This is a genomic window from Nostoc sp. C96, assembly GCF_059384975.1.
On the sequence record NZ_CM182020.1, the window covers coordinates 2179794 to 2192783 of the forward strand.

The window sequence follows — 12990 nt, forward strand, 5'->3', positions numbered from 1 at the left end:
TCTACTGTTAGTTTACCGATATAGCCAAACGCGTAATAAAGAAAGTAACTGTTCAATATCTACAGGTTTGGTGATGTAATCTGATGCGCCGGATTCGATGCACTTTTCGCGATCGCCTTGCATGGCTTTGGCGGTGAGGGCAATAATTGGTAAGGCTCTGAATCGTTCATTTTGCCGAATTAAGCGGGTTGTCTCGTAACCATCCATTTCGGGCATCATCACATCCATTAACACCACATCAATATCTTGTGTAGTTTCTAACAATGTGATACCGTCTCTGCCGTTTTCTGCATAGATAACCTGCATGTGATAGCGTTCTAGCATACTGGTCAAGGCAAAGATATTGCGGACATCGTCATCAACAATTAATACTTTTTTATTTGCCAGGATGTAGTCACGAGAGTGCAGTTGTTCGAGTATTTGGCGTTTGGGTTCTGGTAAAGCGGCTTGAACTCGGTGTAAGAATAATGTAGTTTCATCAAGCAAACGTTCGGGCGATCGCACATCTTTGACGATAATTGTTTCGGTAATCCGTCGTAGTTCTGATTCTTGGGATTTGCTCAATTCAATGCCTGTGTAAATAATGATGGGTAAAGATTCACCATTGGGCTGTTGTTTAATTTGCTGAAGCAGTTCAAACCCGTTCATATCGGGTAGCCCCAAATCTAGCACCAGACAATCAAATTGTTGAGTGTTAATCGCTTCTAAGGCTTCTGCGCCAGTAGCAACGGCGGTAGTAGCAACATCGCTATTACCAATTAACTCCACAATGCTATGGCGTTGTGTATCATCATCTTCAACTACCAGCAAATTCTTCACCCGCCGTTCTACAAAACCTTTAATTTTGTTTAAAGCCTCAGATATACTTTCGCTGCTGGCTGGTTTTTGCAAATATGCTAATGCACCTAGTTGCAAACTCCGTCGTTTGCCTTCTTCGACGGTCATTATATGTACAGGAATGTGGCGGGTATTTGGATCATGTTTTAAGCGATCTAGCACCGTCCAACCATCCATATCGGGTAGGCGGATATCAAGTAAAATCCCCAAAGGTTGGAATTGTTGGGCTAATGCTAAACCATTGCTACCACTTTGGGCGGCGAGGACTTTGAATCCTTGCTGCTGTGCCATTTCTAAGAGGATGCGGGCAAAATGAATGTCATCTTCGACAATTAACAAGATGCGATCGCCATTTTGGATATCAATGCGATCGTCTTCTAAAATTGGCACTTGGGAGTTAGGGATCAGCCACTGTGTTGGGGATGCAACGGGATTAACTACCTCTGTTGGCTGCATTTCAGTGACTGCTAAGGTGGTTGTGTGCTGTGTGTTGAAGGTTGCTGGCTGAGTCACCATTCGTTGAGTTGTTGGTTCAGGAGTGGTGAATGTTGACTCAGAATTGAATTGTGGCAAGTAGAAGGTAAATGTACTGCCTTGAGTTAGGCTACTTACTAAGGTAATTTCTCCACCAAACAGACGGGCAATTTCTCGGCTGATGGATAAGCCTAGTCCTGTACCGCCGTATTTGCGGCTAGTAGTGCCGTCGGCTTGTTGAAATGCTTCAAAAATCACTTTTTGCTTTTCGGGGGCAATACCAATACCTGTATCGATGACAGAAAAGGCAACTACTATTGGGGCGCGGTTCAAGGTTTCTTGATTAATACTCCATCCTTGCTTGGCGACATCTATTTGCAAGCGTACTTCACCGCGATCGGTAAATTTAAAGGCGTTGGAAAGAAGATTTTTCAGGACTTGTTGCAAACGTTTGGGGTCAGTATAAATTGCTTTGGGAAGTTCAGTACCTAATTCAATGGTGAAACCGAGTCCTTTGTCTTGGGCGATTTGGCGGAAGGTGCGATCGGTTTGATCTCGCAAATCTGTAACTAACATCTGGGACATATCAATAGACATGGTTCCCGATTCAATTTTCGCCAAATCGAGGATGTCATTAATCAGCGCTAACAAGTCATTCCCGGCGGAGTAAATCGTGCGGCTGTATTCAACTTGTTTGGTGCTGAGATTCCCATCGATGTTATCTGTCAACAACTTCGCCAAAATTAACAGGCTATTTAAAGGTGTCCGCAGTTCGTGGGACATATTCGCCAGAAATTCTGATTTGTATTTGGATGATAGGGCGAGTTGGGCAGCTTTTTCTTCTAAAGATAATCGGGCTTGTTCAATTTCGCGGTTTTTCCATTCAACTTCTTTCTTTTGCTGTGCTAACAACTCGGCTTTTTCTTCGAGTTCGGCGTTGGTTTGCTGGAGTTCTTCTTGTTGTGTTCTGAGTAAATCTTCCGAAGTCTTCAGCGATTGGGCTTGTTGTTCGAGGCGTTTGTTGGTTTCTTTGAGTTCGTTTTGCTGAGTTTGCAGTTCTTCGGCTAAAGATTGGGACTGTTTCAGCAATTCTTCGGTACGCATGGAAGCGGCGATGGTGTTGAGAACGATCGCAATACTTTCGGTAAGTTGATCGAAGAATGTTAAATGAATCTCACTAAAGCGGCGGAAGGAAGCGAGTTCAATTACTGCTGTCACTTGTCCTTCAAATAACACGGGTAAAACTACAGCATTGAGTGGGCTGGACTCACCTAAACCAGAACTAATTTTGACATAATCCATCGGGACTTCTGTTAACAAAATTCGCTCTTTTTCCAAAGCACATTGTCCGACCAAACCTTCGCCTAAGTGAAAACGATTTGCTAGATGTTTGCGTTCACGGTATGCGTAACTGCTAAGTAATTTCAGATATGCTTGTTGTTGTTCGGCAGCATCCATTAAGTAGAATACGCCATGTTGCGCGCCTACCAATGGTGCAAGTTCCGACAGAATTAACTTGGAAACGGTTTCTAAGTCGCGCTGACCTTGCAGCATTCGGGTAAATTTGGCAAGGTTGGTCTTTAACCAGTCTTGTTCGGTGTTCTTTTGGGTGGTTTCGCGCAGGTTGGCAATCATCTGGTTGATGTTGTCTTTCAGGATTGCCACTTCACCTAGTGCTTCTACGGAAATTGACCGGGTTAAATCGCCTTTTGTTACCGCCGTCGCTACTTCTGCGATCGCCCGTAGCTGAGTTGTGAGTGTCGCCGCCAGTTCGTTTACATTGTCTGTCAAGTCTTTCCACGTTCCGGCTGCACCTGGAACCTTAGCTTGACCCCCTAACTTTCCTTCTATTCCCACTTCCCGCGCTACGGTTGTTACCTGATTGGCAAAGGTCGCTAGAGTATCAATCATTTCGTTGATGGTTTCTGCCAAGGTTTCGATTTCACCTTTCGCATCTAGCATTAATTTCCGCTTCAAGTCACCATTCGCTACGGCAGTCACAACTCTTGCAATCCCTCGCACCTGGGCTGTTAAGTTACCCGCCATCGAGTTCACATTATCTGTGAGGTCTTTCCATGTACCAGCGACCCCTTGCACCAAGGCTTGACCACCTAACTTTCCTTCCGTTCCCACCTCCCGCGCCACCCGCGTTACTTCTGATGCGAAGGAACTGAGTTGATCCACCATTGTGTTGATGGTGTTTTTCAAGTCGAGAATTTCACCTTTTACATCTACAGTGATTTTCTTCGACAAGTCACCATTCGCCACCGCCTTCGTTACTTCCGCGATGTTCCGCACCTGGGCTGTCAGATTACCCGCCATTGAGTTCACGTTATCGGTGAGGTCTTTCCATGTACCGCCAACCCCGCGGACGTAGGCTTGTACACCCAATTTACCTTCCGTTCCCACCTCCCGCGCTACCCGCGTTACTTCCGATGCGAAGGAGTTGAGTTGATCCACCATTGTATTGATGGTGTTTTTCAGTTCGAGAATCTCGCCTTTAACATCCACGGTGATTTTTTTGGACAAGTCGCCATTTGCCACCGCCGTCGTTACATCCGCGATGTTCCGCACCTGGGCTGTCAAGCTTCCCGCCATGAAGTTCACACTGTCGGTGAGGTCTTTCCACGTACCCGCCACGCCTTTTACTTCTGCTTGTACACCCAGTTTTCCTTCCGTTCCCACTTCCCTAGCAACCCGCGTTACTTCCGAGGCGAAGGAGTTCAGCTGATCCACCATCGTGTTGACGGTGTTTTTCAGTTCGAGAATTTCACCTTTAACATCAACAGAGATTTTCTTGGATAAGTCGCCATTCGCCACCGCCGTCGTCACCGCTGCGATGTTTCGTACTTGGGCTGTCAAACTTCCCGCCATAAAGTTTACAGAATCGGTGAGGTCTTTCCACGTTCCGGCTACACCTTTCACATCTGCTTGTACGCCCAGTTTTCCTTCACTACCTACTTCCCTTGCAACCCTTGTTACCTCAGATGCGAAGGAGTTTAACTGATCCACCATGATATTGATGGTGTTTTTCAGTTCGAGAATTTCACCTTTAACTTGGACGGTGATTTTCTTCGACAAGTCACCATTCGCGATCGCTGTTGCAACTTCCGCAATGCTTCTTACTTGGTCGGTGAGGTTTCCTGCCATCATATTCACCGCACCTGTCAAGTCTTTCCACGTTCCGGCAACGCCTCGCACTTCTGCTTGTACACCTAACTTTCCTTCTGTACCCACTTCACGGGCAACCCGCGTTACTTCTGATGCAAAGGAACTCAGTTGATCCACCATTGTGTTGATGGTGTTTTTCAGTTCCAGAATTTCACCTTTAACATCTACAGTAATTTTCTTCGACAAGTCACCATTCGCCACCGCCGTCGTTACATCAGCGATGTTCCGCACCTGCGCCGTCAAACTTCCTGCCATGAAGTTCACAGAGTCCGTCAAATCTTTCCACGTTCCCGCAACGCCTCGAACTTCTGCTTGTACACCTAACTTTCCTTCACTTCCTACTTCTCGCGCCACCCGCGTTACTTCCGACGCGAAGGAGTTAAGTTGATCCACCATTGTGTTGATGGTGTTTTTCAACTCCAAGATTTCACCTTTGACATCCACGGTGATTTTCTTGGACAAGTCACCATTTGCCACCGCCGTTGTTACTTCCGCGATGTTCCGCACTTGGGCTGTCAAGCTTCCCGCCATGAAGTTCACTGAATCTGTCAAATCTTTCCACGTTCCGGCTACACCTCGGACATCTGCTTGTACACCCAGTTTCCCTTCACTTCCTACTTCCCTGGCAACCCTGGTTACTTCTGATGCAAAGGAACTCAGTTGATCCACCATGATATTGATGGTGTTTTTGAGTTCAAAAATTTCGCCCTTCACATCTACAGTAATTTTCTTCGACAAGTCACCATTCGCGATCGCTGTTGCAACTTCTGCAATGTTCCGCACCTGTCCTGTCAGGTTCCCCGCCATTAAGTTCACGTTGTCGGTGAGGTCTTTCCACGTACCCGCCACACCTCGAACTTCTGCTTGTACACCCAGTTTTCCTTCCGTTCCCACTTCCCTAGCAACCCGCGTTACCTCAGATGCAAAGGAGTTGAGTTGATCCACCATTGTATTGATGGTGTTTTTCAACTCCAAAATCTCACCTTTTACATCCACCGTGATTTTCTTCGACAAGTCGCCATTCGCCACCGCCGTCGTCACTTCCGCGATGTTCCGCACTTGGGCTGTCAAACTTCCCGCCATGAAGTTCACAGAGTCAGTCAAATCTTTCCACGTACCTGCTACACCTTTGACATCTGCTTGTACACCTAACTTTCCTTCACTACCTACTTCCCTAGCAACTCTGGTTACTTCTGACACAAATGAACTGAGTTGATCCACCATGATATTGATGGTGTTTTTCAGTTCGAGAATTTCACCTTTTACATCTACAGTAATTTTCTTTGATAAATCACCATTCGCGATCGCTGTTGCAACTTCGGCAATATTCCGCACCTGTCCTGTCAAATTTCCCGCCATCAAGTTCACGTTGTCGGTGAGGTCTTTCCATGTACCCGCCACACCACGCACTTCTGCTTGTACACCTAATTTACCTTCTGTTCCTACTTCCCGCGCTACCCTGGTTACTTCTGATGCAAAGGAGTTGAGTTGATCCACCATTGTATTGACGGTGTTTTTCAGTTCCAGAATTTCGCCTTTGACGTTAACAGTAATTTTCTTCGATAAGTCACCATTGGCGATTGCTGTTGCAACTTCGGCGATGTTCCGTACTTGTCCTGTCAAGTTCCCCGCCATCAAGTTCACGTTGTCGGTGAGGTCTTTCCATGTACCTGCCACACCTTTAACTTCTGCTTGTACGCCCAGTTTCCCTTCTGTTCCGACTTCCCGCGCCACCCGTGTTACTTCTGATGCAAAGGAACCCAGACGTTCCACCATTGTGTTGACGATGTTGGCTGTTTGGAGAAACTCGCCTTTGAGGGCTTTGCCATCTATTTCTGTGGGGATGGTTTGAGACAAATCGCCATTGGCTACTGCCCGAATCACCCGTGTAGTCTCGGCTGTAGGTTGGACTAAATCTGTAATTAGAGTATTGACAGAATTAACACAATCTGACCAAGAACCGCGCACAGTTCCCATAGTGGCGCGTTCAGTAATTTTGCCTTCTTTCCCAACAACATTCCCAATGCGCTGTAACTCTAATGCCATGCGCTCATTCTGGTCAATAATATCGTTGAGCGTGTCAGCTATTTTACCAGCTAGACCAGTTTGGTCTACGGACATCCGAACCGAAAAGTCACCTTTTTTAACAGCAGTTAAGGTTTTCAGCAGTTGTTTTAAATCAAGATTGTCGCTTTCTCTGGTTAACTGTTCGGTTGCCATTACTATATCCTTGGGAAGTTAAGAGTAGTTTTGTAGTCTGCTGCTGGCTGATACTGATTTAGGCAAGGAAATAAATACTGTACGCTGCTATTTAAGAGCGTTATTATGCAAATTAAATTACCTAAGAACCATTCCTAATGAAGACATCGACAAAAAATCAGTGTCTTTGATGAGTAAGTTGATGTTTTCGCACAAGCGCTTTTAAGAATAGAATTGCTTTGCTAATTTCTAACTAAACTCTGGCTGAAGATAGCTAAAAATCATTTTTAAGATACCAGATTAATTATTAATTGCTATCAATTATTGTAACTCTATAATTAAATTCACTTGAGGACGAGGAAGATATTATTTCTATCTAACGAAAGATAGAGGGCAAGAAGCAATAAATTTGTTATTTTGAGAATCTTTTTTAACGCAGAGGGACGCAAGGGTCAGCGCAAAGTTGAGGCAGCGCGATCTTGGGGGTTTCCCCCATCAGCGACTGCCGACGCAGAGTTCTTTTGCGTTGGTGTATTGATAAATTAAAAAATGTAAAATTTTCAAGCGATATGTTTACTAACAAAACGAATCACATCAGCTAGTCCTGATTGAGTTTTTAAATTAGTAAAGATAAAAGGTTTATCACCGCGCATTCTTTTCGTATCTTTTTCCATCACGCTTAAATCTGCGCCTACGAATGGTGCAAGGTCAGTTTTATTAATGACTAATAAATCAGACTTGGTAATTCCTGGCCCACCTTTACGAGGAATTTTATCACCAGCAGCCACATCAATAACGTAAATTGTTAAATCTACTAATTCTGGACTGAAGGTAGCGGCTAAATTATCACCACCACTTTCTAAAAAGACTATATCTAAATTATTAAAACGTTCTTCTAACTGTTCAATTGCGGCTAAATTCATTGAAGCATCTTCACGAATCGCTGTATGGGGACAACCGCCAGTTTCCACACCCAAAATGCGATCGCTTGCTAAAGCCTGAGAACGTACTAAAAACTGTGCATCCTCTTGAGTATAAATATCATTCGTCACCACAGCAAGATGATAGCGATCGCGCAACTCCTTACATAAAGCATCCACTAAAGCCGTCTTCCCCGAACCTACAGGGCCAGCAACACCTACTCGAAATGCAGTCATAGTCAATAGTCACTAGTCAATGGTCAATAGTCCTTTGTCTTTTATTACCTCACTGCGTCTTTGCATCTATCTTATTTAACTCCCTATTTTGTATACACAAGTCTTTTAGAGTTGCTAAGGCAGTAGGTTAATTTATACAAGTCAAAGCATTAACATTGTAAGGCGATACATTAACAATGCGGGGCGATGCAATCACAATGCAGGGCGATACAATCACAATGCAGGGCGATACAATCACAATGCAGGGCGATACAATCACAATGCAGGGCGATACATTAACAATGCGGGGCGATACATTAAGTAATCTAACCGAATTAAGTGTATACCTTAGCATCTAACTTCTAAACAACCTTGTATACTGGGTTTCATGCTGCATACTAGCTAACGACAAACCCCAGCTACAACAACTCAGTTCATCATCTTCTAATACCAGAATTTCTTGCACAGTCGCACTAATTAACGGTTGTAAATCTAGCAATAATGCTTGTCCGGCGGTTTGTCCGAGGGGGATGAGTTTAACTCCAGCGGTGATGAGATTACTTGCCCAACTGTGCAGATATGCTAATAAAGCAGCATTCACATTGATTTGCCAATGGGCGACAGCAATACCAAAAGCGATCGCATAATTACAACGATTACCCAGAGTATTAATAGTAGGTAGTAGCTCTGGTTGTAGTTTACCAATTAATTGAGCCAGCGATCGCCCCATCTGCCAACTAGAATTGCGTAATTCTTGCGTTTCTCTCGCCGCCGATAACCAGCGATTCCAATAACATAGCGTTTCTAAATTCCCAAGTTTCGCAGATTCCGCCGCCCGTAACATCACCGCCGCCTCCAGCCGAATTGCACCGTAACGTAATTCCGAGGTTAACCAATGCTGAAGAGTTTCCTGATTAGCAATTGTGCCATCTTCTACTAAAGTTTCTAAACCTTCCGAATAACCATAAGCGCCCACAGGTAAAGCTGGGCTTGCTAACTGCAAAATCCCCAAAAAATGAATATCAGTGAGGGTGATGGTGTCCATAAGCCCCTAATTCTGGCTGAAACGGTGCAATTTCCTCGGCAATTTCCAGTCCCAACTGTGCCAACATCGTTTTTAAAACCCCATCTGGTGATAGGCGTAAATAACTCGGTGTAATTTCTACAGCCACATGACGATTTCCCAGATGGTATGCTGCACGCATTAATAAAAGTGATGAAGTAGCCGATACAGTCAACACAGGTTCAGGTTTTGCAACAATTCTCATTAAACTACCATCATTTTCATCTTGTAGAATATCGCCATCCCGTAACACTGTCCCCCTTGGTAAACGCAAAAACACAACCTGACCATCCGCTATCTCAAACCGATGACGACTGCGGGTGCGTTCCTCCGCCGTCAGTGCTAAAGTTAAACTCACCACAGCATCAGCATCTGGTGGTTTACGTTGAGTCAAAATCATCTTTGCGCCTTTGCGCCTTTGCGCGAAATATTCATCATCCAACATTTTGATATTATTAACAAAGTGAGCGATCGCTAAAACTATGGCAAAGCGTAAAAAAAACAATCTCCAGTGGATTAAAGAAACGCTTGATTTGCAACCTGATCATCACTGGGAATCTCCATCAGGCTATAAAATTTTTGTCGCCAACCGGGGGGCTGTTCGCTTCAACGTTCCTCAAAATTGGGTGTTTGAACCCCAAGAAAAATCTTTCAAGTTCATGGATAAAAAACCGCCCAAAGATGACTGCTGTTTAGAAGTATCTTTCAATCATCTACCGCCCAACGACTGGACTTTGTTTCCCCTCAAAGCTACCTTAAAGAAAGTCGTAGAAGAAGACAGTCGTGATGTGATTGAGAAGGGAGAAGTTTTTACCCTCAAGCGTCAAACCGCCAGAATAGTCTGGACAGAACTGAAGTTTATTGACACTCAAGCAGAACCACGGGAAGCTTTTTCCCGGATTTGCATTGGCTTAGGCTCGAATATACAATGCCTAATTACTTTCGATTATTGGGCAGACCAAGCTGAACAGTTAACACCCGTTTGGGATGAAGCTATGCGTAGTCTCACTCTAGGATTGTATATCCGTGACCCAAGAACAGGTTTAGCTTTCCCTGATTAGGAGTGCTGAGTTTTGAGTGCTGAGTAATAAATCAACTCTCTACCCTGTCACCTGTAATACCATTTCACGAAAAAAATAATACAGATTTATAGGTTTTTCATTCTTTCCCCCTGCTCCCTGCTCCCTGCTCCCTGCCCCCTGCGGACTATTTGTATCAAACTTAAAGTGAAACGGTATAATCTGTCACCTCTAGTCATAAATCTCGGTGGATAAATGCTTTTGCATTCGCGCCAGTGTAACTAGCAACGATGTGACCATTACCAGTCATTTGATATTTATACGTTACCAAGCCTTCTAAACCAACAGGGCCGCGGGGAGGCATTTGTTGAGTACTAATACCAACTTCTGCACCAAAACCGTAGCGGAAACCATCAGCAAAACGTGTGGAACAATTGTGAAAAACTCCGGCGGAATTGACCAAACCAAAGAAAGCTTCAGCGGTGGCGATATCTTCCGTAATAATTACATCGGTGTGGCGAGAACCGTATTGGTTAATATGCGCGATCGCATCTTCTAATGAGTCTACAATTTTAATCGACAAAATTAAATCGCTGTATTCTGTTTCCCAATCAATTTCGCTGGCGACGGCAATATTTGGTAATATTTCTAAGGTGCGTTGATCACCTTTTAATTGCACATGATTTTCTGCTAAAGCCGTTGCAACTTGAGGTAAAAATTCCTCAGCAATTGCTTGATGCACTAATAAAGTTTCAATGGCATTACAAGCAGCAGCATATTGAATTTTAGCATCAACAGTGATTTCTATAGCTTTATTAATATCAGCGGCTTGATCGATATAAGCATGACAAATGCCATCAGCATGACCAAGTACAGGAATGCGAGTATTTTCTTGCACAAACCGCACAAAAGAATTAGAACCTCTGGGAATAATTAAATCTACATACTTATCTAATTTTAAAAGTCCGACAGTTTCTTCGCGCGTTGTTAGCAACTGCACCGCATCAGGACTGACAGCAGTTTGAGATAATCCTTGTTTAATCGCTTTAACTATCGCCTCACAAGAAAGTACCGCTTCTTTACCACATTTGAGAATTACGCCATTACCTGATTTAATCGCCAAAGAAACAATTTGAATAGCAGCTTCTGGACGCGCCTCAAAAATAATCCCCAACACACCCAAAGGACAAGTAATCCGTTTGAGAATTAACCCTGTATCAAGTTCGCGGTGAATCTGCACTTTACCGATAGGATCAGCCAGTTTACCAACATCTCGGACTCCAGCGATCGCATCTCTTAATTTATGTTCATCTAATTGCAACCGCTTATACAGAGGTTTAGCAATTCCTTCCGCCGCCGCAGCTTGACAGTCTGCCACATTCGCTTGCAATATTTCTTCTTGAGCCGATTCTAATGCCTGAGCGATCACTGCGATCGCTTGATTTTTCGCCTCTGTCGAAAGAATTGCCAACTTACTAGCCGCGGCGCGAGTTTTCCCAGCAATCTCAACTAAAGATGAACCAACTTGAACAATAGTCATATCAAAAAATAACCCTTAATTATGGCAGAAACATTTATTTTCCATCCTATCAATTAGAGCCATCCGATTTGATTCTTAAATTATTTATGCGGATAGATAACAGAAAAAACCTCCGCGTACCTTTGCGTTAACCTCCGCGCACCTTTGCGTTAAAAAAGCTATTCCTTCTCAACATCCTTATCTTGCCCATTGCTGCAAGATATAAGCATAAAAAGCCTCTTTATCAACTGTATTCATTGCATAAATCTTCCGACCACCAGGAACAACCTTAGTCCGTCCTTGACTCACACCAGTGGTAATAATTTCCGTTTCCCACTCTCGCAGTTGATAAAACTCTGGGTGTCCTAAATAAGCCGTCGCCAGCACATCCCAGAAATAATAATCTTGGGGAATTACCAGTGCATAACATTGTCCCGCTAAATCAGAGACAGGGTATTGGCGTTGTTTGCCCATTTTGTACACAATATCTGATGTCACAGGTACATTGTTAGTCAAATCTAAAGGACACATAATAATTTCAATCTGGGTTTGCCAAACTCGCGCCGCTGAAACTGCATCCCAATAAACATTCCACTCCGCCGAACCATCTTGTCCAGCTTCTAAACTTTTTTCGACATTTCCCCCAACATTCAACGCGCCACCCATCCAAACAATTCTTTGAATCTTGGCTTCAATATCGGGTGCTTGTTCTAACGCTACTGCAACTGTCGTTAATGGCCCTGTTACCATCAGCGTTACTGGTTGGGGTGCTTCTCGTAACACCCGCACCATAAAATCTTGTCCCGGTTCTGCAACCAGAGGTGTCTTAATCGTGTCCTGCTGGTTGAGAATGGGGAGATGGTCGACAATAAACGAATCACGCCGATAAAGCCGGGGAAAAGGATTTATGCCGCGTACTGTACTTTCGGCAACTGGGATGTGAGAAAATCCCATCAAATCAATTATTTTGCGTGTAGCGCTAACGGCTGGTTCAACATAACAATCAGCAGGAGTCACAACCACACCAAGTAATTCGATATGATCCATCGTCAACAGCAGCATAGTTGCTAGGTAATCATCTACACCGCCATCGTGATCCATTAACACAAGTTGTTTTGACATATCAGGAGAATAAGAGAATGGATGAATTTATGCAAGCTGCGATCGCCCAAGCTAGACAAGGTAGAGAAGAAGGCGGAATTCCTATCGGTTCCGTTCTCATCAAGGATGGCAAAATTGTTGGTAGAGGACACAACAAGCGCGTCCAAGATAGCGACCCTATTACCCACGCCGAAATTGATTGTCTCCGTAATGCTGGCAGAATTGGCAGTTACAGAGGTACCACACTCTATTCAACCTTAATGCCGTGTTATTTGTGCGCCGGTGCCGTTGTGCAATTTGGAATAAAAAAAGTTATCGCCGGAGAATCCCGCACATTTCCTGGTGCTAAGGAATTTATGATTTCTCACGGCGTAGAAGTTATTGATTTAAATTTAGATGAATGCGAACAAATGATGAGTGAATTTATTCAAACCAACCCCGAACTGTGGAATGAAGACATTGGGAAGTAGT

8 protein-coding genes are annotated in these 12990 nt (G+C 44.1%); 2 read left to right on the forward strand and 6 right to left on the reverse strand.

Going from position 1 to position 12990, the window contains the following annotated elements; translation table 11 throughout:
* Window positions 1-12: 12 nt before the first annotated feature.
* The 4 genes from AC504W_RS09340 to ureE all read right to left on the reverse strand — a co-directional run bounded on the left by AC504W_RS09340 (window position 13) and on the right by ureE (window position 9325).
* Window positions 13-6702, reverse strand: a complete 6690-nt coding sequence (locus AC504W_RS09340) for a HAMP domain-containing protein (RefSeq protein WP_494877515.1) — start codon at window positions 6700-6702, stop codon at window positions 13-15.
* 539 nt (window positions 6703-7241) lie between these two features.
* Window positions 7242-7838 carry an urease accessory protein UreG gene (gene ureG, locus AC504W_RS09345; protein WP_494877516.1) on the reverse strand — a complete coding sequence of 199 codons (597 nt, stop codon included), beginning with the start codon at window positions 7836-7838 and terminating at the stop codon, window positions 7242-7244.
* A gap of 334 nt (window positions 7839-8172) precedes the next feature.
* Window positions 8173-8862, reverse strand: coding sequence for an urease accessory protein UreF (locus AC504W_RS09350; RefSeq protein ID WP_494877517.1), 690 nt, complete (start codon window positions 8860-8862; stop codon window positions 8173-8175).
* Entirely contained in the window at window positions 8840-9325 is a 486-nt protein-coding gene (ureE, locus tag AC504W_RS09355) for an urease accessory protein UreE (RefSeq protein ID WP_494878614.1), read from the reverse strand. Before ureE ends, AC504W_RS09350 begins: the two co-directional genes overlap by 23 nt.
* A gap of 37 nt (window positions 9326-9362) precedes the next feature.
* Between ureE and AC504W_RS09360 the strand changes: the two genes are divergently transcribed.
* A complete protein-coding gene (locus AC504W_RS09360) occupies window positions 9363-9941 on the forward strand; it encodes an Alr1449 family protein (protein WP_494877518.1) in 579 nt (192 codons plus the stop codon).
* 193 nt (window positions 9942-10134) lie between these two features.
* Here AC504W_RS09360 and AC504W_RS09365 read toward each other — a convergent pair whose 3' ends face one another.
* On the reverse strand, window positions 10135-11439 hold the full coding sequence (locus AC504W_RS09365; RefSeq protein ID WP_494877519.1) for a glutamate-5-semialdehyde dehydrogenase: 1305 nt from the start codon (window positions 11437-11439) through the stop codon (window positions 10135-10137).
* Between the two features lie 177 nt (window positions 11440-11616).
* Window positions 11617-12540 (reverse strand): nucleoside hydrolase, encoded by a 924-nt coding sequence (locus tag AC504W_RS09370; protein ID WP_494877520.1) that lies wholly within the window; start codon window positions 12538-12540, stop codon window positions 11617-11619.
* Between the two features lie 17 nt (window positions 12541-12557).
* Here AC504W_RS09370 and AC504W_RS09375 point away from each other — a divergent pair, with 17 nt between their 5' ends.
* Window positions 12558-12989 (forward strand): nucleoside deaminase, encoded by a 432-nt coding sequence (locus tag AC504W_RS09375; RefSeq protein ID WP_494877521.1) that lies wholly within the window; start codon window positions 12558-12560, stop codon window positions 12987-12989.
* Window position 12990 lies beyond the last annotated feature (1 nt).